Here is a 24889-nt window from a genome sequence, read left to right as displayed (position 1 = left end):
CATCAACAACCAACGAACGGCGCCTGACGGCGGGAGACAACGATATGGCAGCAGTGGAAGTGAAGGTGCCGGACATCGGCGATTTCGATGAAGTCGCGGTGATCGAGGTGCTCGTGAAGGTGGGCGACACGGTCAAGGCCGAACAGTCGCTCATCACGGTCGAATCGGACAAGGCGTCGATGGAAATCCCGTCGTCCACGGCCGGTGTGGTCAAGGAAATCAAGGTCGCCGTGGGCGACAAGGTCAAGGAAGGCTCGGTGGTGCTGGTGGTCGAGGCCGAGGGCGCGGCTGCCGCCGCCCCGGCGCCGGCCGCTGCGCCTGCTGCGGCGGCACCCGCTGCGGCGGTTGCAGCGCCTGCGCCCGCCGCAGCCGCACCGGCAGCCTCGGGCCCGGTCGACGTCAAGGTGCCGGACATCGGCGACTTCAAGGACGTCGCGGTCATCGAGCTGCTGGTGAAGGTGGGTGACACCATCGCCGCCGAGCAGTCGCTGATCACGGTGGAGTCGGACAAGGCCTCGATGGAAATCCCGTCGTCGGCCGCCGGCGTGCTGAAGGAACTCAAGGTCAAGGTCGGCGACACCGTCAACATCGGCGATCTGATCGCGGTGCTCGAAGGCGCCGCAGGTGCCGCGGCACCAGCACCCGCGCCGGCACAGGCTGCGGCTGCCGCGCCCGCCGCAGCAACCGCCAGCGCACCTGCGCCGGCCGCCGCAGCACCTGCTGCAGCCGCCCCGGCCCACCAGCCGACGTCGGCCCCCACCGGCAGCCTGCCGCACGCCTCGCCCTCGGTGCGCAAGTTCGCGCGCGAACTCGGCGTGCCGCTCGAAGAGGTCAAGGGTTCCGGTCTCAAGGGCCGCATCACGCAGGAAGACGTCCAGAACTTCACCAAGGCCGTGATGAGCGGCCAGGCCAGCACCAAGGCCTCGGCGGCCAAGGCGCCGGCCGGTGGTGGTGGCGACGGCGCGGCGCTGGGCCTCATTCCGTGGCCCAAGGTCGACTTCGCGAAGTTCGGTACCGTCGAGCGCAAGGACCTGTCGCGCATCAAGAAGCTCAGCGGCGCGAACCTGCACCGCAACTGGGTGATGATTCCGCACGTCACCAACAACGACGAAGCCGACATCACCGAGCTCGAGGCCTTCCGCGTCTCCACCAACAAGGAGAACGAGAAGTCGGGCATCAAGGTCACGATGCTCGCCTTCGTGATCAAGGCGGTGGTCGCGGCGCTGAAGAAATTCCCCGACTTCAACGCCAGCCTGGACGGCGACCAGCTCGTCTACAAGCAGTACTACAACATCGGCTTCGCGGCCGACACGCCCAACGGGCTCGTGGTGCCGGTGCTGAAAGATGCCGACAAGAAGGGCATCCTGCAGATCAGTGCCGAGATGGGCGAACTCGCCAAGAAGGCGCGCGACGGCAAGCTCGGCTCGGCCGACATGCAGGGCGGCTGCTTCTCGATCAGCTCGCTCGGCGGCATTGGCGGTACGCACTTCACGCCCATCATCAACGCCCCCGAAGTGGCCATCCTCGGCCTCTCCAAGGGTCAGATGAAGCCGGTGTGGGACGGCAAGCAGTTCGTGCCGCGTCTCACGCTGCCGCTGTCGCTGTCGTACGACCACCGCGTGATCGATGGCGCCCTGGCTGCGCGTTTCAACGCCTACCTGGGGCAAGTGCTCGCAGACTACCGCCGCATCCTGCTATGACCACCGTAGTGGCCGTCCGCAAAGGCGGCCAGGTCACGATGGCGGCAGACTCGCTGGTGACCTTCGGCGACACGCGCATGTCGCACAACGCCGAAGCGAACCAGAAGATCTTCACCGTCGAGGATGCCGCGGGCCAGAGCCTGTTCGCGGTGGCGGGCGCCGCTGCGCACCAGCTGGTGCTCCAGCATGCGCTGGCGGCCCAGCCGCGCGAGGCGCTGCAGTTCGGCAGCAAGCACGAGGTGTTCCACACCTTCACGCAGCTGCATCCGGTGCTGAAGGACTCGTTCTTCATGCAGACCAAGGAAGACGAGCACGAGCCCTACGAGTCGAGCCAGTTCACCATGCTGCTGGCCAACCCGAGCGGCATCTACGGCATCTACAGCTACCGCGAGGTGTTCGAGTTCAAGCAGTACTGGGCCATCGGCTCGGGACGCAGCTTCGCGCTCGGCGCCATGCACGCGGCCTATGACAACAAGTCGCGCAACGCGCGCGACGTGGCGGAGGCGGGCATCGCCGCCGCCTGCGAATTCGATCGCAATTCGGCCCTGCCGGCCGACGTTCTCACACTCAAACTGAAAGTGTCCAAATGAGCGAACAACACATCAAGGTGCCGGACATCGGCGACTTCGACGAAGTCGCGGTGATCGAGGTGCTGGTCAACGTCGGCGACACGGTCAAGGCCGAGCAGTCGCTCATCACGGTCGAATCGGACAAGGCCTCGATGGAGATTCCCTCGTCGGCCGCCGGCGTGGTGAAGTCGCTGGCCGTGAAGGTGGGCGACAAGGTCAAGGAAGGCTCGGTCGTGCTCACGCTCGAAGTCGACGGGGCCGCTGCGCCCGCGCCGGCTGCTGCGGCACCCGCGCCGGCAGCTGCTGCGCCTGCGCCCAAGGCGGCCGCACCGGCCCCTGCCGCGGCAGCGTCCGTGGTGGTGTCCAGCTACGGCGGCAAGGTCGATGTCGAGTGCGACGTGGTCGTACTCGGTGCCGGCCCCGGCGGCTACTCAGCCGCCTTCCGCGCGGCCGACCTCGGCCTGAAGGTCGTGCTGATCGAACGCTACGCCACCCTCGGCGGCGTGTGCCTGAACGTCGGCTGCATTCCCTCGAAGGCGCTGCTGCACGTCGCTTCCGTCATGGACGAGGTGAAGCACTTCGCCGACCTAGGCGTGAGCTTCGCCGCGCCCACGGTCGACCGCGCCAAGCTGCTCGGCCACAAGAACAAGGTGGTGGGCAAGCTCACCGGTGGCCTCACGGCGATGGCCAAGATGCGCAAGGTGACGGTGCTGCGCGGCGTGGGCAACTTCATCGACCCGTACCACCTGGAAGTCGAAGAGACCTCCGGCACGAGCTGGGACACCACGGGCAAGAAGCAGACCGTCAAGTTCCGCAACGCGATCATCGCGGCCGGTTCGCAGTCGGTGAGCCTGCCCTTCATGCCGAAGGACCCGCGCGTGGTCGACTCGACCGGCGCGCTCGAAATGGGCACCGACCCCAAGCGCATGCTGGTGCTGGGCGGCGGCATCATCGGCCTCGAGATGGGCACCGTGTATTCGACGCTGGGCGCGCGCCTCGATGTGGTCGAGATGCTCGACGGCCTCATGCAGGGCGCTGACCGCGACCTCGTGAAGGTCTGGCAGAAGATGAACGCGCCGCGCTTCGACAACATCATGCTCAAGACCAAGACGGTCGGCGCCGAAGCCACGAAGGAAGGCATCAAGGTCACTTTCGAGGGTGAGAACGCGCCGAAGGAACCGCAGGTGTACGACCTCGTGCTGCAGGCCGTGGGCCGCAGCCCGAACGGCAAGAAGATCGGCGCCGAGAAGGCCGGCATCACGGTGAGCGACCGCGGCTTCATTCCGGTCGACATCCAGATGCGCACCAACGTGCCGCACATCTTCGCCATCGGCGACATCGTGGGCCAGCCCATGCTGGCGCACAAGGCGGTGCACGAGGCGCACGTGGCGGCTGAAGTGATCGCCGGCGAGCAGAAGGGCGACAAGGAGCTCTCCAGCGCCGCCTTCAATGCCCGGGTGATCCCCAGCGTGGCCTACACCGACCCCGAGGTGGCGTGGGTGGGTCTTACCGAAGACCAGGCCAAGGCCGAAGGCATCAAGGTCAAGAAGGGCCATTTCCCGTGGACCGCATCGGGCCGGGCCATTGCCAACGGCCGCGACGAAGGCTTCACCAAGCTGCTGTTCGACGCCGAGACGCACCGCATCCTGGGTGGCGGCATCGTCGGCACGCATGCCGGCGACATGATCGGCGAGATCGCGCTGGCCATCGAGATGGGCGCGGACGAGATCGACATCGGCAAGACGATCCACCCGCACCCGACGCTGGGCGAAAGCATCGGCATGGCGGCCGAAGTGGCGCACGGCACCTGCACGGACCTGCCGCCGGCGAAGAAGGCGGCCTGATCGATAGGCGCTACGGCGCCTATCGCGCGCCCACAAAAAATCCCGCCGCGGCGGGATTTTTTTCGTCCTGGATTCGGGAAACCGAATCAGTCGCTGGCAGTGCCCATGGCCGCCGCCTTGACCTCGTCGCCCTGGCCGCTGAGCACGCGGCGGGCGCCGTCGAAGCGGCGCTGCCAGTAGCTGCCGTTCATGTCTTCGACACGGACCTGGGCGCCGGAGCGGGGGGAATGGATGAACTTGCCTTCGCCGACGTAGATGCCGACGTGGCTGAAGGTGCGGCGCATGGTGTTGAAGAACACGAGGTCGCCGGGCTTGAGCTGGCTGCGGTCGATCTTCTCGGTGGCGGCGGCCTGTTCTTCGGCGCGGCGCGGGAGCACGTGGCCCACCGTCTGGTTGTACATGGCGCGGACGAAGCCGCTGCAATCGAAGCCGGATTCGGCGGTGTTGCCGCCGCGGCGGTAAGGAACGCCGAGGAAACCGATGGCGGTCACGACGAGGTCGGACGTGCGCTCTGCGACGGTCTGGCGAACCTGATGGAACTGGCCGACCAGGCCGCGTTCGGCAAGGATTCGGTCCATCTCATCCGATCGATCCTGTTGAGGGGGGGCGGCGTGGACGGCCACGGCGAACAGGAGGGATACGGGTAGGACGAAAAAACGCATGGCGCGTAGGATATTGATGACGCGCAGTTATGTCAATTTAATCTGAATTGTTGAATGCGTGCGTAAACCATTGATTTAAATGGACTTTTTCGATCCGGCGAAAGAAAAAATGTAACGGTGAACGTTTATGCGGCATAAGGATTCGAATGTAAACACCTCGACTGATATGACTTCGAAGTCTTAAAAGTCGGCATGTGCATTCCATTTGTTGCCAAGACGTCCTCAAATTCAGGAAATCTTCATGAACTTGCGAAATCGCTCCTTTCTTCGCTCCCTGGGAAGCCTCTTGGTGCTCGCGGGATGTGGCCTGGCTGGCGCGGCCATGGCGCAGGTGCGTACCGAAACCGTCGCTTCCGGTCTTGAAAACCCCTGGGGCGTCGCCTTCCTGCCGGAAGGCCGTTTCGTGGTCACCGAGAAGCCCGGCCGCCTGCGGCTGGTGGCGGCCGACGGCAAGCTGGGCGCGCCGATCCAGGGCCTGCCGCCCATCGCTGCGGGCGGGCAGGGCGGGCTGCTCGACGTGCTGGCCGATAGCGGCTTCGCGCAGAACCGCACCCTGTACTTCTGTTATTCGGAACCCGAGGCGGCCGGCGGATCGGCCAACAGCACCGCGCTTGCACGCGCCCGTCTGTCGGCCGACGGCACGAAGCTGGAAGCATTGCAGGTCATCTTCAGCCAGAAGCCCAAGGTCGCGAGCCGCGCGCACTTCGGCTGCCGCATCGTCGAGTCTCGCGACAGGACTCTCTTTCTCACGCTCGGCGACCGCTTCAGCCGCAAGGACGACGCGCAGACGCTCGACAACCACCACGGCAAGGTGGTGCGCATCGCCAAGGACGGCAGCGTGCCGAAAGACAACCCCTTCGTCGGCAAGCCGGGTGCGCTGCCCGAGATCTGGAGCTACGGCCATCGCAACAGCCAGGGCGCGACGCTCGCGCCCGACGGCCGCTTCTGGATGACGGAGCACGGCCCGCAGGGCGGCGACGAGATCAACATCCCGCGCGCCGGCGTCAACCACGGCTGGCCGGTGATCACCTACGGCGAGAACTACGGCGGCGGCAAGATCGGCGAGGGAATCGCCCGCAAGGACGGCATGGAGCAGCCGCTGCACTACTGGGTGCCGTCGATCGCGCCCTCGGGCATGGCCTTCCTCACCAGTGACCGCTATGGCGCCGGCTGGAAGGGCAACCTGTTCGTGGGCTCGCTGAAGTTCGGTTATCTCGACCGCGTCGAGCTGAAGGACGACAAGGTGGTTGCCGAGCACAAGCTGCTGGCCGATGGCCGGGCCCGCATCCGCGACGTGAAGCAGGGGCCGGATGGCCTGCTCTACGTGCTCACCGACGAGTCCGACGGCAAGCTGCTGCGCCTGCGGCCGAACTGAAGGGCGCCTCAGCCGGGGCAGCCCGGCAGCGGCAGCGTCGGCAGCAGGCGGCGCCAGAGCCGCCGCCACTCGGGCCAGTCGTGCCCGCCTTCGGTCGTGACCACGCGCTCCGCCGGCAACGCACCGGCCAGCAGCCGGTGGCTGAAGGCGAAGCGGTCGTCGAGCGCGTAGCCCAGGTACAGCGGCGGCCGGTCGCCGAACGTGCGGGTGTGGCCGACGTAGCCGCGCAGCCACTGCCAGAGCTGCGTTTCACTCGGCGTGCGCGGGTCGCTGCCCGGCGGTGCTTCGAGCGGGCCGCGCCAGCGCGACAGGCCGCCGGCGTTGGCGATGTCCTGGCTCAGCACGCGGTCGCCCAGGTAGGGCGCCAGCACGACCAGGCCGGCGAGGTCGCCGGGGTGCGTCTGGGCATACAGCAGCCCGCCGAAACCGCCGACCGAGATGCCTGCGATCCAGATCGCCTTGTAGCCTTGGCGGCGCGCCGGTGCGATCACGTCCCGATCCAGCCGGTCGAGGATGGTCTTGTTGCGGTAGTAGCCCACGTGGGCGTCGACGCGCAGGGTGTCGACCGCGAGCCGGTTCTCGTTCAGTGCGTCGATGAAGCCTTCGCGCACGAACTCCTCGGGTGCCGAGTAGGCGCCGGGCAGCAGCACGATCAGCGTGTCGGCGCTGCGGGTGCAACTGCTCTTTTCCAGCGTGGTGGCCAGCGGCGCCTCGGCGGCACGCAACCCGCTGCAGCCGGCGAGCAGCAGCAACGAGGCGGCGCCGAAGAGCAGGACGAGGCGGCGGCGGAGGAGCGACAGGGTCTGCATCCGCCGGAGTCTAGGTGCGCGACACCGGAATTGGCAGGTCGACCATCACGGGCTGTCCCGGCACGGTGCAGCCGGTGTCGCAGCACTTGCCGGGCTGGCGGTTCTTCGTGACGGCGCGGCGCGGGTCGTGCGGCGCGGCGGCCGGCGTGCCGTCGGCCGCGATGCCGCGCTCGAGCAGGCGCTCGACCAGCTCGACCTTCGAGCCGACCGGGTAGTTGCGCCAGATCTCCTGCTTCATCGCTGCCGGCGAGCCGCCGCCGTGCAGGCTGATCACGCTGTACCAGCCGCCCTGGTAGCCGGCCGTAAGGTCTTCGATGAAGCGGGCCGTCTCGATGCGCTGCTCGTAGGGAATGGCGGGGTTGGCGCGCAGCACGTCGGACAGGCGTGCCGCGGTCTCGGGGTTGTGGTCTTCGTCCGGGCCGGGCAGGGTGACGATGAGGCCGCCGCTCACGTAGTGCGCGATGCGGTGCATGTCGTAGATCTTCGTGGCCAGCAGCAGCTTGCCGATGTTGCTGAACACCGGGTCGGGCATGAAGACCTCGCAGTGGTCGTCGGCCTTGCCGTAGACGCTGGCCGCCACGCCGCAGGCGAAGAAGCTCTCGGTGATGGTGATGAGCTCGACCATCTGCTCGCGCAGGTGGCTCTCCTTGCCAGGGTCGAAGCCGTTGGCCTCGCACATCAGCGCGCCGGCGCCGATCAGCAGGTCGCCGAAACCGGCCCGGGCCGCGATGCAGCTGTGGCGGTGGTGCGTGGCGTAGCTGTAGGTCAGGTGGCCCGAGTGCTCCCATTCGCCGGCATAGAACACGCGCTCCCACGGCACGAACACCCGGTCGAACATGCACACGCCGGTGCTCTGGCCGTACTTGCGGCTGAACAGGGCATCGCCGTGCTCGAGCTTCTCGCCGGGCCGCCCGGCCGGCCGCGCGACGATGGTGAGGCCGGGCGCATCGAGCGGCACGGCGCAGCAGACGGCGAAGTCGGCGTCTTCCTTGCCCATGTTCCGGCAGGGCATGACCAGCAACTCGTGCACATACGGCGCGCCGGTCACGATGGCCTTGGTGCCCGAAATGACGATGCCGCGCGCGTTGCGCTCGACCACGTGCAGGTAGCTGTCGACGTTCGCCTGCTCGTGCGGCCGGCGGCTGCGGTCGCCCTTGGCGTCGGTCATGGCGACGCCCAGGGTCAGGTCCTGGTCCTGGATGCGGTGCAGGTAATTGAGAAAGCGCGCGGTGTGCTCGGTGCTGCCGCGCGCGTCGTCGATGCGCGCCGACACCTGCGCGATGGCGTTGAGCGCGTCGTGCGTCAGGTAGCGCTGGGCGCAGCCGGTTTCCTGGCACACCAGCCGCACGGCCTCGAGCTTGTTGAGCAGGTCGCCCGAACTCGTGTTGATGTGCGAGAGCCGATTCACGCGCTTGCCGCTGGTGTGCTGCGCGGCGGTCATGAGTGGGGCGTACTCGGACTTCAGCGCGTGGTCGTAGGTGAGGGCGATGGCGTTGATGCCGGGCTGGAACGCGGGCTCGTCGGCCACGCTGGCGACGCGGCGGCCGTCGACGAACACGTTGGGGGTGTACCGGCGCAGCGATTCACGGTAGTCGGCGCCGGACATGAGGAGGGCGTCGGAAGGCGGGGCGTTCATGCGTGTTGTCTCCAGGGGCTCGTGGGGATTTTTTTGACCGTTGGCTCGAAGATTTAAACACTGTTCAATTTTTAGATCAACGTTCGAAAAAATGATCGACGACCAGATCGAGGGCTATAGTCCCGCCCATGCACGCCAAGCTCCAACGCCGCCAGACCCTCACCGGCGCCCGCCGCGCCCTGGTGCTCGACGCCGCCCGCACGGTGTTCGCGGAGGCCGGCATCGAGGGCGCGAGCATCCGTGAAATCGCGAAGAAAGCCGGCTACACGCCGGGCGCCATCTATTCGTACTTCGAGAGCAAGGAGGCGATCTACGCGGCCTTGCTCGACGAGTCGCTGCTGCGCCTGCAGGCCGCGGTGGCCGAGGTGGCGGTGTCCGAGCGTCGGCCCGACCAGACCCTGGCCGCCAAGGCCCAGGCCTGGTTCGACTTCTATGCGGCGAACCCGCGCGACCTCGACCTCGGCTTCTATCTGGTGCACGGCATGCGGCCCCGGGGACTGACGCACGCGCTCGACCACGAACTGAACGACCGCCTCTACGACGCCCTGCGCCCCTGCGAGGAAGCGCTGCTGGCGTTGGGCCTCGATGCCGACCTCGCGCAGCAGGAGAACACGGCGCTGTTCGCGCACGGCGTCGGCCTGCTGCTGATGCAGCACACGGGGCGCATCCGCATGTTCAGGCAGTCGGCCGATGCGCTGTTCAAGACCTACCTCGCGCAGCTGGTGCAGCGATCTTCCCCTGTGGCAACGGCGGACGATCCCGCGAAACCCGCGCTTTTCGGTGGTACGGTTCAGCCCAGTTCAACCGATACCTGAAAGAAGAAGTCCATGCTGCTCGACGCCACGCAATCCCAACTCGTCCTGGTCGATTACCAGGCGCGGCTGATGCCGGCGATCTTCGAAGGCGAGGCGGCGGCGCGCAACGCGGCGCGCCTGGGCCAGATGGCGCAGTGGGTCGACGTGCCGGTCTGGGGCACCGAGCAGAACCCGTCCAAGCTGGGCGAGAACCTGCCCGAGATCCGCGCCTTCTGCCGCAAGACGCTGGCCAAGATGCATTTCAGCGGCGTGGAAGAGGGGCTCGGCGAATGGCTGCGTCCGCCCGCCAAGGCGGCACCGCAGGGCAACGCCCGCAGCCTGCCCAAGCACCTGCAGAAGCCCCCGGCCGCGGCCGAAGAGCGCAACACCGTCGTCATCGCCGGCTGCGAAGCCCATGTCTGCCTGCTGCAGACCGCGCTCGACCTGCTCGAGGACGAGTTCGACGTGTGGGTCGTCACCGACGCCTGCAGTTCGCGTACCGAGCGCAACCGCGACGCCGCCTTCGACCGGCTGGCTGGCGCGGGCGCGGAGCTCGTGACCACCGAGATGGTCGGCTTCGAGTGGCTGCGCACCGCCGAACACCCGGCGTTCCGCGACCTGCAGGCGCTGATCCGCTGATTCACTGAACTGCTGTTGAAGGGCGGCCCGGCAAGGGGCCGCCCGAATTGCCGCGGCTGTCAGCTTCCCGCAAGATCGACTCCCATAATTATGAATTCAGTTTCGGCGCGAGTCCGGAACGGCATCCATACAACAGGAGACAGATCCCGATGAGCCGCTATGAAGAGTTCTACCGCCAGTCCGTCGACGCGCCCGAGGCCTTCTGGGCCGAGCAGGCGAAGCTGATCGACTGGCACACGCCCGCGCAGCAGATCCTCGACGCCAGCCAGCCGCCGTTCGCGCGCTGGTTCGTCGGCGGCACCACCAACCTGTGCCACAACGCCGTCGACCGACACCTGGCCGATCGGGGCGACCAGCCGGCGCTGATCTTCGTGTCGACAGAAACCGGCACCGAAAAAAGCTACAGCTTCGCCGAGCTGCATGCGGAAGTGCAGCGCACCGCCGCCAGCCTCGTCGAACTGGGCGTGGGCAAGGGCGACCGCGTGCTCATCTACATGCCGATGATTCCCGAGGCTGCCTTCGCGATGCTGGCCTGCGCGCGCATCGGCGCCATCCACTGCGTGGTGTTCGGTGGCTTCGCCAGCGGCTCGCTGGCCACGCGCATCGAGGACGCCGAGCCCAAGGTGGTCGTGAGCGCCGATGCCGGTTCGCGCGGCGGCAAGGTCATCGCGTACAAGCCGCTGCTCGACGAGGCCATCCGCCTGTCGAAGCACAAGCCCGAGGCCGTGCTGCTGACCGACCGCGGCCTGGCGCCGATGACGCTGGTGGCCGGCCGCGACCACCTGGCGGGCGAACTGAGACAAAAGCACCTGGACGCGCTGGTGCCCTGCACTTGGCTGGCCTCGACCGACATCAGCTACACCATCTACACGAGCGGCACCACCGGCAAGCCCAAGGGCGTGCAGCGCGACGTGGGCGGCTATGCCGTGGCGCTGGCCGCCAGCATGAAGCACATCTTCGACGGCCGGCCCGGCGAAACCTACTTCTCGACCAGCGACATCGGCTGGGTCGTGGGCCACAGCTACATCGTCTACGGCCCGCTGATCGCGGGCATGGCGACGATCATGTACGAGGGCCTGCCCACGCAGGGCATCGACCAGCAGCCCGACGGCGGCATCTGGTGGCGCCTGGTCGAGAAGTACAAGGTGACGGTGATGTTCAGCGCGCCCACCGCCGTGCGCGTGCTCAAGAAACAAGACCCGGCGCTGCTCAAGAAGTACGACCTGTCGACCCTGCGCGCGCTCTTCCTGGCCGGCGAGCCGCTGGACGAGCCGACCGCGCGCTGGATCAGCGACGGCCTGGGCGTGCCGATCATCGACAACTACTGGCAGACCGAATCGGGCTGGCCGATGATCACCATCGCCAACGGCGTGGACGCCAAGCCCAGCAAGTTCGGCAGCCCGGGCGTGCCGATGTACGGCTACCGCATCAAGATCCTGCACGAGTCGACCGGCGAGGAGCTCACCGGCGCGAACGAGAAGGGCGTGGTCGTGGTCGAGGGGCCGACGCCGCCGGGCTTCATGCAGACCGTGTGGAAGGACGACGCGCGCTTCGTCAACACCTACTGGAAGAGCGTGCCGGGCAAGATGGTCTATTCGACCTTCGACTGGGGCATCCGCGATGCCGACGGGTATTTCTACATCCTGGGCCGCACCGACGACGTGATCAACGTGGCTGGCCACCGGCTGGGCACGCGCGAGATCGAGGAGAGCATCTCGGGCCATGCCAACGTGGCCGAGGTGGCCGTGGTCGGCGTGGCCGACACGCTCAAGGGGCAGGTGGCGATGGCCTTCGTCGTGCCGAAGGACGGCCTGGCCGTGACCGACGCCGATGCGGCACTCAAGCTCGAGGGCGAGATCATGAAGGTCGTGGCCGACCAGCTCGGCGCCCTGGCGCGGCCCGCGCGCGTGCGCTTCGTGAGCGGCCTGCCCAAGACCCGCAGCGGCAAGTTGTTGCGCCGCGCCATCCAGGCCGTGTGCGAGCAGCGCGACCCGGGCGACCTGACCACCATCGACGATCCGGCCACGTTGCAGCAGATCAAACAGTTACTGTCCGCCACCTGACCGCAGCCGCGAATCGGGGTAGGGTTGCGGGCCTTGCGCAGCCGCGTTCTGTCGTCATATGGTTGACGTGGCACAATGCCAAGGTACTCAGGCCCTTCCCCAGCCACAGTCGCATCCGCCAATCGGTCCAGCCGTGTCGCGGAAGGTTTCTTAACCAACTCGTGCTTCCTCCAGGGAAGCGAAGGTCAGCGGATCATGAGCGATTCCTCTACGCCCACGGCGTACACCGCCTATCAAGGCAACACCTACCTCTTCGGCGGCAATGCGCCCTATGTCGAGGAGATGTACGAAAACTACCTCGCCAACCCCGGCAGCGTTCCCGACAACTGGCGCACGTATTTCGACGCCCTGCAGAACGTTCCCGCCGCCGACGGCACCAGCGCCCGCGACGTCCCCCACCTGCCGGTCATCAACGCCTTTGCCGAACTGGCCAAGCAGGGCACGACCCGTGTCGTGCAGGCCAGCGGCGCCGACTCCGAACTCGGCCGCAAGCGCACGGCAGTCCAGCAGCTGATTGCCGCCTACCGCAACGTCGGCGCCCGCTGGGCCGACCTCGACCCGCTCAAGCGCGCCGAGCGCCCCGCCATTCCGGAACTCGAGCCCTCGTTCTACGGTTTTGCCGACGCCGACCTCGAGACGGTGTTCAACACCAGCAACACTTTCTTCGGCAAAGAGACCATGTCGCTGCGCGACCTGCTCAATGCCTTGCGTGAAACGTACTGCGGCACGATGGGTGCCGAGTACATGTACACCACCGACCAGAACCACAAGCGCTGGTGGCAGCAGAAGCTCGAAAGCGCCCGCACGAACCCGAAGCTCAGCGCCGAGCAGAAGAAGCACGTGCTCAACCGCCTGACGGCCGCCGAAGGCCTCGAGCGCTTCCTGCACACCAAGTACGTCGGCCAGAAGCGCTTCTCGCTCGAAGGCGGCGAAAGCTTCATCGTCGCGATGGACGAGCTGATCAACCAGGCCGGCGTCAAGGGCGTGCAGGAAATCGTGATCGGCATGGCCCACCGCGGCCGCCTGAACGTGCTCGTGAATTCGCTGGGCAAGATGCCCGCCGACCTGTTCGCCGAGTTCGACCACACCGCCCCCGAAGACCTGCCCTCCGGTGACGTCAAGTACCACCAGGGCTTCAGCTCGGACGTGACCACCCCCGGCGGTCCGGTCCACCTGAGCCTGGCGTTCAACCCCTCGCACCTGGAAATCGTGAACCCCGTGGTCGAAGGCTCGGTGCGCGCCCGCATGGACCGCCGCGGCGACCCGCTGGGCAAGCAGGTGCTGCCCGTGATCGTGCACGGCGACGCCGCCTTCGCAGGCCAGGGCGTCGTGATGGAAACGCTGGCACTGGCCGAAACCCGTGGTTACTCCACCGGCGGCACGGTGCACATCGTCATCAACAACCAGATCGGCTTCACCACCAGCGACCCGCGCGACAGCCGCTCGACGCTGTACTGCTCGGACATCGTCAAGATGATCGAAGCACCGGTGCTGCACGTGAACGGCGACGATCCCGAAGCCGTGGTGCTCGCCACCCAGTTCGCTCTCGACTTCCGCATGGAATTCCAGAAGGACGTGGTCGTCGACATCATCTGCTTCCGCAAGTTGGGCCACAACGAGCAGGACACGCCGTCGCTCACCCAGCCGCTGATGTACAAGAAGATCGCGGCCCACCCCGGCACGCGCAAGCTGTACGCCGACAAGCTGGCTGCGCAAGGCCTGGGCGACACGCTCGGCGACGACATGGTCAAGGCGCAGCGCGCCGCCTTCGACGAAGGCAAGAACACCGTCGACCCCGTGCTCACCAACTTCAAGAGCAAGTACGCCGTCGACTGGAGCCCGTACCTCAACAAGAAGTGGACCGACGCCGGCGACACCGCCATTCCCTCCGCCGAGTGGAAGCGCCTGGCCGAACGCATCACCAAGGCACCCGAGAACTTCACCGTGCACCCGCTCGTGAAGAAGGTGCTGGACGACCGCGCAGCCATGGGCCGTGGCGACGTCAACGTCGACTGGGGCATGGGCGAGCACATGGCTTTTGCCTCGCTGGTGGCCAGCGGCTACCCGGTGCGCCTGTCGGGTGAAGACTCGGGCCGCGGCACGTTCACGCACCGCCACGCCGTGCTGCACGACCAGAACCGCGAGAAGTTCGACACCGGCACCTACACGCCGCTGCAGAACGTGGCCGAGAACCAGGCCCCGTTCGTCGTCATCGACTCGATCCTGTCCGAAGAAGCCGTGCTGGCCTTCGAATACGGCTACGCCTCGAACGACCCCAACACGCTCGTCATCTGGGAAGCCCAGTTCGGCGACTTCGTGAACGGCGCGCAAGTGGTGATCGACCAGTTCATCGCCTCGGGCGAAGTGAAGTGGGGCCGCGTCAACGGCATCACGATGATGCTGCCGCACGGCTACGAAGGCCAGGGCCCCGAGCACAGCTCGGCACGCCTGGAGCGCTTCATGCAGCTGAGCGCCGACACCAACATGCAGGTGGTGCAGCCCACCACGGCCAGCCAGATCTTCCACATCCTGCGCCGTCAGATGGTGCGCAACCTGCGCAAGCCGCTGATCATCCTCACGCCCAAGTCGCTGCTGCGCAACAAGGACGCGACCTCGCCGCTGTCCGAGTTCACCAAGGGCAGCTTCCAGACCGTCATTCCCGACAGCAAGGGCCTGAAGGCCGAGAAGGTCAAGCGCCTGATCGCCTGCTCGGGCAAGGTCTACTACGACCTGGCCAAGAAGCGCGAAGAGCAGGGCAGCGACGACGTGGCGATCATCCGCGTCGAGCAGCTCTACCCGTTCCCGCACAAGGCCTTCGCCGCCGAGGTCAAGAAGTACCCCAACCTCGTGGACATCGTGTGGTGCCAGGACGAGCCGCAGAACCAGGGCGCCTGGTTCTTCGTGCAGCACTACATCCACGAAAACATGCAGGAAGGCCAGAAGCTCGGCTACTCCGGCCGTGCCGCCTCGGCATCGCCTGCCGTCGGCTACTCGCACCTGCACCAGGAACAGCAGAAGGCGCTGGTCGATGGCGCATTTGGCAAGCTCAAGGGCTTCGTGCTGACCAAGTAAGAACCGTCCCTTTTCACACGAACACCCTCAAGAACAAAACGGAGCTCACTCCAAATGTCTATCGTAGAAGTCAAAGTCCCCCAGCTTTCCGAATCCGTGGCCGAGGCCACCATGCTCACGTGGAAGAAGAAAGCCGGCGAAGCTGTCGCCGTCGATGAAATCCTGATCGAGATCGAAACCGACAAGGTCGTGCTCGAAGTGCCCGCACCCTCGGCTGGCGTGCTGGTCGAGATCGTTCAGCCCGACGGCGCCACCGTGGTGGCCGAGCAGCTGATCGCCAAGATCGACACCGACGGCAAGGCCGCCGCCGCAGCGCCTGCTGCAGCAGCTGCACCCGCCGCCGCACCGGCCGCTGCTGCCCCCGCAGCGGCAGCCGCTGCCACCGGTGGTTCGAAGGCCGACGTCGCCATGCCCGCCGCCGCCAAGCTGCTGGCCGACAACAACCTGAAGACCAGCGACGTGGCCGGCACGGGCAAGGACGGCCGCGTGACCAAGGGCGACGTGCTCGGCGCCGTGGCTGCCGGCGCCAAGCCTGCCGCCACCATCGCCGCACCGGCTGCCAAGCCCGCGCTGCAACAGGTCGCCGCGCCTGCCGCACCCGACCTGGGCGAGCGTCCGGAACAGCGCGTGCCGATGAGCCGCCTGCGCGCGCGCATCGCCGAGCGCCTGATCCAGTCGCAATCGACCAACGCCATCCTGACCACCTTCAACGAAGTGAACATGGCCCCGGTCATGGACCTGCGCAAGAAGTTCCAGGACGCGTTCACCAAGGAACACGGCGTGAAGCTCGGCTTCATGAGCTTCTTCGTGAAGGCCGCGGTGCACGCGCTGAAGAAGTACCCGGTGCTCAACGCCTCGGTCGACGGCAACGACATCCTGTACCACGGCTACTTCGACATCGGCATCGCCGTCGGTTCGCCGCGCGGCCTGGTGGTGCCCATCCTGCGCAATGCAGACCAGATGAGCTTCGCCGACATCGAGAAGAAGATCGCCGAGTACGGCAAGAAGGCGCAGGACGGCAAGCTGGGCATTGAAGAAATGACCGGCGGCACGTTCTCCATCTCCAACGGCGGCACCTTCGGCTCGATGCTCTCGACCCCGATCATCAACCCGCCCCAGTCGGCCATCTTGGGCGTGCACGCCACCAAGGACCGCGCCGTGGTCGAAAACGGCCAGATCGTCGTTCGCCCGATGAACTACCTCGCCATGAGCTACGACCACCGCATCATCGACGGCCGCGAAGCCGTGCTGGGCCTGGTCGCCATGAAGGAAGCGCTGGAAGATCCGTCGCGCCTGCTGTTCGACATCTGATCCGGGGAGCAAGACACAGATGGCAAACAAGCAATTCGACGTCGTCGTCATCGGCGGCGGTCCTGGCGGCTACATCGCGGCGATCCGCGCTGCGCAGCTCGGCTTCAACGTGGCCTGCATCGACGAGTGGAAGAACGGCAAGGGCGGCCCCGCACCGGGCGGCACCTGCACCAACGTCGGCTGCATTCCCTCGAAGGCGCTGCTGCAATCGTCGGAGCACTTCGAGCAGGCCGGCCACCACTTTGCGGACCACGGCATCAAGGTCGAAGGCCTCGGCCTGGACATCGACAAGATGCTGGCCCGCAAGGACCAGGTCGTGAAGCAGAACAACGACGGCATCCTGTACCTGTTCAAGAAGAACAAGATCAGCTTCTTCCATGGCCGCGGTTCGTTCGTGAAGACCGACGAAACCGGCTACGAGATCAAGGTGGCAGGCGCTGCTGAAGAATCGATCAGCGGCAAGCACATCATCGTCGCCACGGGCTCCAACGCCCGCGCGCTGCCGGGCACGCCGTTCGACGAGGAAAACATCCTCTCGAACGACGGCGCGCTGCGCATCGGCGCGGTGCCCAAGAAGCTGGGCCTGATCGGCTCGGGCGTCATCGGCCTCGAAATGGGCTCGGTGTGGCGCCGCCTCGGTGCCGAGGTCACGGTGCTCGAAGCACTGCCGACCTTCCTGGGCGCCGTGGACGAGCAGATCGCCAAGGAAGCCAAGAAGGCCTTCGACAAGCAGAAGCTCAAGATCGAACTCGGCGTCAAGGTCGGCGAGATCAAGTCGTCGAAGAAGGGCGTGAGCGTCGCCTGGACCAACGCCAAGGGCGAAGCCCAGACGCTGGAAGTCGACAAGCTGATCGTCTCGATCGGCCGCGTGCCCAACACCATCGGCCTGAACGCCGAAGCCGTGGGCCTGAAGCTCGACGAACGCGGCGCCATCGCCGTGGACGACGACTGCAAGACCAGCCTGCCCAACGTGTGGGCCATCGGCGACGTGGTGCGCGGCCCGATGCTGGCGCACAAGGCGGAGGAAGAAGGCGTGGCCGTGGCGGAGCGGATCGCGGGCCAGCATGGCCACGTGAACTTCAACACCGTGCCGTGGGTGATCTACACCAGCCCCGAGATCGCGTGGGTCGGCCAGACCGAGCAGCAGCTCAAGGCCGCGGGCCGCGCCTACAAGGCCGGCACCTTCCCGTTCCTGGCGAACGGCCGCGCACGCGCGCTGGGCGACACGACCGGCATGGTCAAGTTCCTGGCCGACGCCGCCACGGACGAGATCCTGGGCGTGCACATCGTGGGCCCGCAGGCCAGCGAGCTGATCTCCGAAGCCGTCGTGGCGATGGAGTTCAAGGCCAGTGCCGAAGACATCGCGCGCATCTGCCATGCGCACCCGTCGCTGTCGGAAGCCACCAAGGAAGCGGCCCTGGCCGTGGACAAGCGCACGCTCAACTTCTGATCTCCGGTTCTTGAGCGAACCCGGCCCCGATCGACCCTCGCGGGGCGGTCGGGGCTCTCCATTTTTGAAGCGATCCGATCCCTTGAGCGTCAAACAGGCTTACGAAGCGGAACTCGCGGCACGCGGGTTCAAGAGCGATCCCGCACAACTCGCGGCCGTCGAGGCGCTCGACCGCTGCGCCACCGAGTGGGGCGAGTACAAGGCCCGGCGCTCCAATGCGCTGAAGAAGCTCATCAACCGGCCGGAGCTGCCGCGCGGCGTCTACATGTACGGCGGCGTGGGGCGCGGCAAGAGCTTCCTGATGGACCTGTTCTTCAACGCCGTCCCGTTGCGGCGCAAGACGCGCCTGCACTTCCACGAGTTCATGCGCGAAGTGCACCGCGAGCTGCGCGATCTGCAGGGCACCGTGAACCCGCTCGACGAGCTGGGGCTGCGCATTTCCAAGCGCTACAAGCTGATCTGCTTCGACGAGTTCCACGTCGCGGACATCACCGATGCGATGATCCTGCACCGGCTGCTCGTGTCGCTGTTCGACAACGGCGTGGGCTTTGTCACCACCTCGAACTTCAAGCCCGACGATCTGTACCCGGGCGGCCTGCACCGCGATCGCATCCTGCCCGCCATTGCGCTGCTCAACCAGAAGCTCGAAGTGCTGAGCGTGGACAACGGCACCGACTACCGGCGCCGCACGCTGGAGCAACTGCGCATGTACCTCACGCCGAACGACGCGGCGGCTGAGAAGGAAATGCGCCACGCCTTCGACAAGCTGGCCGAGACGGCCGACGAGAACCCGATCCTGCACATCGAGCAGCGCGAGATCCGCGCGCTGCGCAAGGCCGGCGGCGTGGTGTGGTTCGACTTCAAGACGCTGTGCGGCGGCCCGCGCTCGCAGAACGACTACCTCGAGATCGCGAGCCAGTTCCACACCGTGCTGCTGTCCGACGTGCCGCACATGCCGGTGCGCATGGCCTCGGAAGCACGCCGTTTCACCTGGCTGGTCGACGTCTTGTACGACCGGCGCTGCAAGCTCATCATGTCGGCCGAGGTTCCGCCCGAGGCGTTGTACACCGAGGGGCCGCTGGCGCACGAGTTTCCGCGCACGGTGTCCCGGCTCACCGAAATGCAGTCGAGCGAATTCCTCGCCCTCGAACGCCGCATCGTCGACACCCGACTCACATGAAAAAAACCGCTCTTGCCCTGTTCCTGGCCTTGGCCAGCCTGCCGCTCTGGGCCCAGTCCAATGCGGCGGCGGGCAGCGCCGATCTCGAAGCCGAACGCAGCCGTCTGGCCACCGAGCGCGAGGCCATCGAGTCGCGCTACACCAAGGAGCGGGCGGCCTGCTACAAGAAGTTCGCAGTCGAAGACTGCCTGCGCGAAAGCCGCAGCCGCCGTCGCAAGGAAACCGACCACATCAAGCGGCAGGAAACCGCGATCAACGACATCCAGCGCCAGCGCAGCGGCGCGGCCGAGCTGCAGAAGCTCGACCAGAAGGCCGCCACCCAGCGCCCGCAGGATTCGCGCGAACAGCGCGAGAAGTCGCAGGAAGACCAGAAGGCGCGCGAGCAGCGCGCCGCCGACCACGCCGCGAGCCGGGCCGCGACCGCGGCCGACGCGGCCGAGCGCCAGCGCCAGTTCGAGAACAAGCAGAAGGCCCACGCCGACGAGCAGGCCAAGGCGGCCCAGCGCCGCGCCGAAGCGCCGGCCGCGACCACGCGCTTCGAGGACAAGCAGAAACGGGCCGCCGAACACCGTGCCAACCGCGAGCGCCAGAACGCCGAGCGCACCAAGCCGCGCGGTGCGCCGTTGCCGCCAGCACCGGCGGCTTCCTCGCCCTGATCCTTGAAAGAGGGCGGGCGCTCAGGCCGCCGCGGGCAGCCGGTCGAGCTTGAGCACCGCGATCGAGATGTTGTCGCCCGTGCCGCGCGCACGGCGCCGTGCTTCTCCCACCAGGATTTCCACCGCGTCGCGCGGCGGCTGCGCGTACAGCACGCTGGCCAGTTCCTCGGGAGAGAAGTAGTGCCACAGCCCGTCGCTGCAGGCCATCAGCAGGTCGCCCGGCTGCAGCTTGGCGATGTAGTGCGGATCGACGGGCGGCGGCGTGGTCGTCATGCCCAGGCAACCCAGCAGGATGTTGCCCTGCGGATGGATGTTGGCCTCGGCCTCGCTGATCTGGCCGCGATCGACCAGCGCCTGCACGTACGAATGGTCGCGCGTGCGCTTGACCAGCGCGCCGTCGTTGAAGTGATAGATGCGCGAGTCGCCTGCGTGGATCCAGGCGCAGTCGCCCTTGGGATTCATCAGGAAGGCGGCCAGCGTGCTGTGCGGTTCCTGCTCGCTCGAGAGTGCGGTGAGCTTGATCACCGTGTGGGCGTCTTCGAGCAACTGGCGCAGCACGACGGCGGGGTCGTCGCGTTCGGGGCTGTAGCGGGTGAAGAGCTGGCGTGCGGTCATCAGCACCTGGTCGGACGCCTTGCGTCCGCCGCTGCGCCCGCCCATGCCGTCGGCGATGACGCCGAGCACGCAGCCCGGCGTGCGAGGGTGGCTCATCAACAGCACCTGGTCCTGCTGGTAGGGGCGATCCCCCTTGTGGAGGCCGGTGGCGGCGGCGAGTCGAAAGCCTTGGGTCATGAGCGCTGGGGCGCCAGAGGCGCGCTTTCTGTCTTCTCTGGGGTTCGTGTCAGGACGTATTATCGAATGAACACGCGCGGCCCCATGCGGCACGCGCACCCCCACCGTTGGACTCCAATCTTCATTCCCTTTCCCGTCAGCTGATCGAACTGCGCATTGCGCATGCCGACCTCGACGCCACCATCGACCGGCTCTCGGAAGACGGCACGCCGCAGGACGAACTGCTGATGCGCCGCCTGAAAAAGCGCCGCCTCGCCCTGCGCGACCAGATCGCCCAGCTCGAGAACGCGCTCGACCCGAAAGAACCGGCGTGACGTCGCCGCTCGAAAACCAGGTGCGCGATGCGTTCGCGCAGGACGGGGTGCTGTCGCAGGCCGCCGAGCAGTTCCGCGAACGCGGCGGCCAGACTGAGATGGCGATGGCCGTGGCCCGGACCATCTCCGACGGCGGCATGCTCGTGGTCGAGGCCGGCACTGGCGTGGGCAAGACTTTTTCGTACCTCGTGCCAGCGCTGCTGAGCGGCGAGCGCGTGCTGCTCTCGACCGCCACCAAGACCCTGCAGGACCAGCTGTTCGGCCGCGACCTGCCGCGGCTCGTCGAGGCCTTCGCACTGCCGATACGCACGGCGCTGCTGAAAGGGCGGGGCAGCTACCTGTGCCTGCACCGCCTCGACATGGCGCGCCACGACGCCTCGCTGCCCGAGCGCGGCAGCCTGCGCACGCTGGCGAAGATCGAGCAGTGGTCGAAAGCCACGCGCACCGGCGACCTCGCCGAACTGCCGGGGCTCGACGAGCGCTCGCCGCTGATCCCGCTGATCACTTCCACGCGCGAGAACTGCCTGGGCGCGCAATGCCCGCAGTTCAAGGCCTGCCACGTCAACCTGGCGCGACGCGAGGCGCTGGCGGCCGACATCGTGGTCATCAACCACCACCTGTTCTTTGCCGACCTCGCGGTGCGTGAGACCGGCATGGCCGAGTTGCTGCCGACCGTGAGCGTCGTCGTGTTCGACGAGGCGCACCAGCTCAACGAGACCGGCGTGCAGTTCCTGGGCGCACAGCTCGGCAGCGGGCAGGCGCTCGACTTCGCACGTGACATGCTCGGCGCGGGCCTGCAGCATGCGCGCGGGCTGGTCGACTGGCAGCAGCTGGTGGCAGGGGTCGAACGCGCGGCGCGCGAGCTGCGGCTGGTGGTCGGCAAGCAATGGCCGGGCGCCAAGCTGCGCTGGATCGGCCCGGCCCCCGAGGGCGTGAATGCCGAAGCCTGGCAAGGCGCACTCGACGACCTGCAGGACGCCTTCGTTCTGGCCGCCGACGGGCTGGACACGGTGAGCGAGATTTCGCCCGACTTCGTGCGCCTGCACGAGCGCGCGCGCCAGCTCGCCAAGCGCACGGCACGCTTCGCGCAGCCGTGCGAACTCGACTCGGTGCGCTGGGTCGACGTGGGCACGCAGCTGCGCCTGATCGAGTCGCCGCTCGACATCGCCGATGCGATGCGCAAGCGGGTGCTCAAGCTGGCCGACGAGCCCGTGGAGTCCGACCTGCCCTATGGCGAAGACGAGGAAGACCCGGAGCACGGCGCCGTCCCGCCGCCTCCGCAGGAAGACAGCCGCCGCGCCTGGGTCTTCACCTCCGCCACGCTGGGCGACGACCCGACGCTGCGCTGGTTCACTGAGCCCTGCGGCCTGCGCGACGCCGAAGTGCTGCGCGTGCAAAGCCCCTTCGACTACGCCTCGCAGGCAGCAATCTATGTGCCGCGGGCCTTTCCGAAGCCCAACGATCCCACGCACAGCCAGCAGGTGGCCAAGCTGGCTGCGCACGGCGCCGCCGAACTCGGCGGGCGCACGCTGGTGCTGACCACCACGCTGCGCGCGCTGCGCACCATCGGCGATGCGATGCGCCAGCAATTCGAACTGCTCGAGGCGCAGGCACGACCCGAGGTGCTGGTGCAGGGCGAGCTGCCCAAGCGCGTGCTCATGGACCGCTTCCGCGAAGGCGCGAGCAACGGGCGCGCGGGCTGCGTGCTGGTGGCGTCGGCCTCGTTCTGGGAAGGTTTCGATGCGCCGGGCGACGCGCTGCAATTCGTGGTGATCGACAAGCTGCCGTTCCCGCCGCCCAACGATCCGCTGGTGGAGGCCCGCTCGCAGCGGCTCGAAGCGCAGGGGCGCAGCTCGTTCAGCGATTACTCGCTGCCCGAAGCGGCCGTGGCATTGAAACAGGGGGCGGGGCGCCTCATTCGCCGTGAAACCGACAGCGGCGTGCTCGCAATCTGCGACACGCGCCTCGTGGCGATGGGCTATGGCCGGCGGCTGCTGGCGGCGTTGCCGCCGATGCGCCGGCTGGAAACCGAAGCGGATTTCGAGAGCGCGATCGACGCGCTCAGGAAACCTTACTGATATCTATCGGGAGGCGCTGGATTACCAGAGCTTCCACCAGGGGTCGGTGCTGCCCTTGAAGCCGTTCGCCAGGTAGGTGCTCTGCGGGTAGTTAGTGGTCAGCACGCGTTGTGCATCGTCGCGCAGGTCCTTCATGCCGAGCGCGTCGTACGACTTGACCATGATGTACAGGGCTTCCTCGAGTGCCGGCACTTCGCGGTAGTCGGACAGCGCGATCTGCGCCCGGTTGATGGCCGCCAGGTAGGCGCCACGCGAGTAGTAGTAGCGCGCCACGTGAACTTCGTACTGCGCGAGCGAGTTCACGATGTAGTTCATGCGCTGGCGCGCGTCGGGCGCGTAGCGCGACTCGGGGAAGCGCGTCACGAGGTCGCGGAAGGATTCGAACGATTCCTTGGCGGCCTTCTGGTCGCGCTCGGACAGGTCCTGGCGCGTCAGGAACGCGAACATGCCCAGGTCGTCGTTGAAGTTGATCACGCCCTTCAGGTAAAGCGCGTAGTCGAACGCCGGGCTGGCCGGGTGCAGCTTCATGAAGCGGTCGAGCGTGGCGATGGCGTTGGCCTTTTCGCCGGCCTTGTGCTGGGCGTAGGCCTTTTCGAGCTGGGCCTGCTGGGCCAGCGGCGTGCCGGCGGCACGGCCTTCGAGCTTCTCGTACAGCGGCACCGCCTTGTCGTAGGCGCCGGAGCCGACTTCGTCCTTGGCTTCCGAGTAGATGCGGTTGGGGCTCCAGTTCGCGGTCTTGTCTTCCTTGGTGGTGGAACCGCAACCGGCGACGAGAAGGGCCGCCGCGCTGAGCGCGATCCAGGCAGGGACCGATAATTTGGCGCGAAACATCACATACGGCTTTCGTGAAACAGTTGCCCTCAATTATATCGACCGACCCCCTGACCGATCCCCCGGAAGGGCCTGAACCTGAAGAGGGCGCCGATCTCGCGGAGCCCAGCGAGCTGCGGCCCTTCGCCATCGACCAGGCGCAGCACGGGCAGCGGCTCGACCGCGCCCTGGCGGCGCTGGTGCCCGAGTTTTCGCGCAGTTACCTTCAGCAACTCATTGAGGCGGGCGCCGTCGAGCTGCAAGGGCGCACGCTCACCAAGGTCTCTGCCACGGTGCGTGCGGGCCAGTCGGGGCGCATCGAATTGCGGCCCACGCCCCAGAGCCAGGCCTTCCGGCCCGAGGCGATGGACCTGGTCACGGTCCATGAAGACGAGCACCTGCGGATCATCGACAAGCCGGCCGGCCTGGTGGTGCACCCGGCGCCGGGCCACTGGAGCGGCACGCTGCTGAACGGGTTGCTGGCGCTCGATCCGAAGGCCGTGCTGCTGCCGCGCGCGGGCATCGTGCACCGCCTCGACCGCGACACCAGCGGCCTGATGGTGGTGGCGCGCACGCGGGCCGCGATGGACGCCATGGTGGCGCTGATCGCCGCGCGCGACGTGAAGCGCCAGTACCTGGCGATGGGGCACAAGGCCTGGGAAGGCGCGTCGGCGCGGCAGGTCGATGCGCCGATCGGTCGCGATCCGCGCAACCGGCTGCGCATGGCCGTGGTCGACCTGGAGCGCCACGCGGGCAAGACCGCGCGCACGCTGATCGAGCGGCTCGACAGCCACACCGACGGCTGCGCGGTGCGCTGCACGCTCGAAACCGGCCGCACCCACCAGATCCGCGTGCACATGGCGTCGATCGGCCATCCGCTGGTCGGCGACGCTCTGTATGGCGGCGCGCCCGCAGCGGGTCTGTCGCGGCAGGCGCTGCATGCGTTCCGGCTGGCGTTCGTGCATCCCGTCACGCAGCAGGCGATGGAGTTCCGTTCGCCGCCGCCGCCCGATCTGGCGCAGGCTTTGCAGACCTGGGGGCTGGATTACAATCGCGCCTGACGGCCCGAGGGCCGCGCCGGCCACCCGATGCCGGCCTTGCGTTGCACTCGCCGCGTGCCGGCAACGCCTACCCC

The 24889-nt window shown here is 67.2% G+C and carries 20 protein-coding genes; 15 read left to right on the top strand and 5 right to left on the bottom strand.

The features are described from left to right. The first annotated feature begins 44 nt into the window (after window positions 1-44). From aceF to lpdA (AC1RL8_RS04785), 3 genes are read left to right on the top strand one after another with little or no spacing between them, the layout of a single operon-like run. Window positions 45-1700 (top strand): dihydrolipoyllysine-residue acetyltransferase, encoded by a 1656-nt coding sequence (aceF, locus tag AC1RL8_RS04795; RefSeq protein ID WP_492684047.1) that lies wholly within the window; start codon window positions 45-47, stop codon window positions 1698-1700. Further along, complete coding sequence (locus tag AC1RL8_RS04790) at window positions 1697-2290, top strand: Ntn hydrolase family protein (RefSeq protein WP_095745669.1); 594 nt, start codon at window positions 1697-1699, stop codon at window positions 2288-2290. The genes aceF and AC1RL8_RS04790 overlap by 4 nt, the downstream gene beginning before the upstream one ends. Then, a complete protein-coding gene (gene lpdA, locus AC1RL8_RS04785; RefSeq protein ID WP_492684046.1) occupies window positions 2287-4113 on the top strand; it encodes a dihydrolipoyl dehydrogenase in 1827 nt (608 codons plus the stop codon). The genes AC1RL8_RS04790 and lpdA (AC1RL8_RS04785) overlap by 4 nt, the downstream gene beginning before the upstream one ends. 86 nt (window positions 4114-4199) lie before the next feature. On the opposite strand, the gene AC1RL8_RS04780 is transcribed toward lpdA (AC1RL8_RS04785), so the two are convergent. Beyond that, entirely contained in the window at window positions 4200-4775 is a 576-nt protein-coding gene (locus tag AC1RL8_RS04780) for a C40 family peptidase (protein WP_062480809.1), read from the bottom strand. 322 nt (window positions 4776-5097) lie between these two features. On the opposite strand from AC1RL8_RS04780, the gene AC1RL8_RS04775 reads away from it, so the two are divergent. Beyond that, the gene (locus tag AC1RL8_RS04775) at window positions 5098-6150 is read left to right on the top strand and encodes a PQQ-dependent sugar dehydrogenase (RefSeq protein WP_492684855.1); all 1053 of its coding nucleotides are present in this window, start codon (window positions 5098-5100) and stop codon (window positions 6148-6150) included. Between the two features lie 8 nt (window positions 6151-6158). On the opposite strand, the gene AC1RL8_RS04770 is transcribed toward AC1RL8_RS04775, so the two are convergent. Then, complete coding sequence (locus AC1RL8_RS04770; protein ID WP_492684045.1) at window positions 6159-6959, bottom strand: alpha/beta fold hydrolase; 801 nt, start codon at window positions 6957-6959, stop codon at window positions 6159-6161. Window positions 6960-6969: 10 nt separating this feature from the next. Next, entirely contained in the window at window positions 6970-8595 is a 1626-nt protein-coding gene (locus tag AC1RL8_RS04765; RefSeq protein ID WP_492684044.1) for a 4-hydroxyphenylacetate 3-hydroxylase family protein, read from the bottom strand. Window positions 8596-8723: 128 nt separating this feature from the next. Here AC1RL8_RS04765 and AC1RL8_RS04760 point away from each other — a divergent pair, with 128 nt between their 5' ends. From AC1RL8_RS04760 to AC1RL8_RS04725, 8 genes are all read left to right on the top strand, one after another. Then, window positions 8724-9410: a TetR/AcrR family transcriptional regulator gene (locus tag AC1RL8_RS04760; protein ID WP_492684043.1), complete on the top strand. Its 687-nt coding sequence runs from the start codon at window positions 8724-8726 to the stop codon at window positions 9408-9410. Window positions 9411-9422: 12 nt separating this feature from the next. Then, complete coding sequence (locus AC1RL8_RS04755; protein ID WP_159271530.1) at window positions 9423-10028, top strand: isochorismatase family protein; 606 nt, start codon at window positions 9423-9425, stop codon at window positions 10026-10028. A gap of 47 nt (window positions 10029-10075) precedes the next feature. Continuing rightward, complete coding sequence (locus AC1RL8_RS04750; protein WP_492684042.1) at window positions 10076-12091, top strand: propionate--CoA ligase; 2016 nt, start codon at window positions 10076-10078, stop codon at window positions 12089-12091. Between the two features lie 195 nt (window positions 12092-12286). Beyond that, window positions 12287-15163 (top strand): 2-oxoglutarate dehydrogenase E1 component, encoded by a 2877-nt coding sequence (locus tag AC1RL8_RS04745; RefSeq protein WP_062480820.1) that lies wholly within the window; start codon window positions 12287-12289, stop codon window positions 15161-15163. A 54-nt stretch (window positions 15164-15217) separates the two neighbouring features. After that, complete coding sequence (gene odhB / locus AC1RL8_RS04740) at window positions 15218-16474, top strand: 2-oxoglutarate dehydrogenase complex dihydrolipoyllysine-residue succinyltransferase (RefSeq protein ID WP_070061019.1); 1257 nt, start codon at window positions 15218-15220, stop codon at window positions 16472-16474. Window positions 16475-16493: 19 nt separating this feature from the next. After that, a complete protein-coding gene (gene lpdA / locus AC1RL8_RS04735) occupies window positions 16494-17924 on the top strand; it encodes a dihydrolipoyl dehydrogenase (RefSeq protein ID WP_492684041.1) in 1431 nt (476 codons plus the stop codon). An 82-nt stretch (window positions 17925-18006) separates the two neighbouring features. Next, entirely contained in the window at window positions 18007-19104 is a 1098-nt protein-coding gene (gene zapE / locus AC1RL8_RS04730; RefSeq protein ID WP_492684040.1) for a cell division protein ZapE, read from the top strand. Beyond that, a complete protein-coding gene (locus AC1RL8_RS04725) occupies window positions 19101-19760 on the top strand; it encodes a hypothetical protein (protein ID WP_492684039.1) in 660 nt (219 codons plus the stop codon). Before zapE ends, AC1RL8_RS04725 begins: the two co-directional genes overlap by 4 nt. 21 nt (window positions 19761-19781) lie before the next feature. Here the strand turns inward: AC1RL8_RS04725 and AC1RL8_RS04720 are convergent, their stop codons facing one another. Then, complete coding sequence (locus tag AC1RL8_RS04720; RefSeq protein WP_492684038.1) at window positions 19782-20552, bottom strand: PP2C family protein-serine/threonine phosphatase; 771 nt, start codon at window positions 20550-20552, stop codon at window positions 19782-19784. A gap of 107 nt (window positions 20553-20659) precedes the next feature. Between AC1RL8_RS04720 and AC1RL8_RS04715 the strand changes: the two genes are divergently transcribed. Together AC1RL8_RS04715 and yoaA are read left to right on the top strand one after the other, a co-directional pair. Continuing rightward, on the top strand, window positions 20660-20866 hold the full coding sequence (locus tag AC1RL8_RS04715) for an HP1242/YdcH family protein (RefSeq protein ID WP_062481953.1): 207 nt from the start codon (window positions 20660-20662) through the stop codon (window positions 20864-20866). Beyond that, complete coding sequence (gene yoaA, locus AC1RL8_RS04710; protein ID WP_492684037.1) at window positions 20863-22944, top strand: DNA repair helicase YoaA; 2082 nt, start codon at window positions 20863-20865, stop codon at window positions 22942-22944. Before AC1RL8_RS04715 ends, yoaA begins: the two co-directional genes overlap by 4 nt. Window positions 22945-22965: 21 nt before the next feature. On the opposite strand, the gene AC1RL8_RS04705 is transcribed toward yoaA, so the two are convergent. Continuing rightward, window positions 22966-23775 (bottom strand): outer membrane protein assembly factor BamD, encoded by an 810-nt coding sequence (locus AC1RL8_RS04705; RefSeq protein ID WP_070061014.1) that lies wholly within the window; start codon window positions 23773-23775, stop codon window positions 22966-22968. Between the two features lie 23 nt (window positions 23776-23798). Here AC1RL8_RS04705 and AC1RL8_RS04700 point away from each other — a divergent pair, with 23 nt between their 5' ends. Beyond that, on the top strand, window positions 23799-24815 hold the full coding sequence (locus AC1RL8_RS04700; protein WP_492684854.1) for an RluA family pseudouridine synthase: 1017 nt from the start codon (window positions 23799-23801) through the stop codon (window positions 24813-24815). The last annotated feature ends 74 nt before the right edge of the window (window positions 24816-24889 follow it).

The organism is Variovorax sp. GW822-FHT04E09 (assembly GCF_058800845.1).
This window is presented reverse-complemented; position numbering and strand designations above follow the sequence as displayed.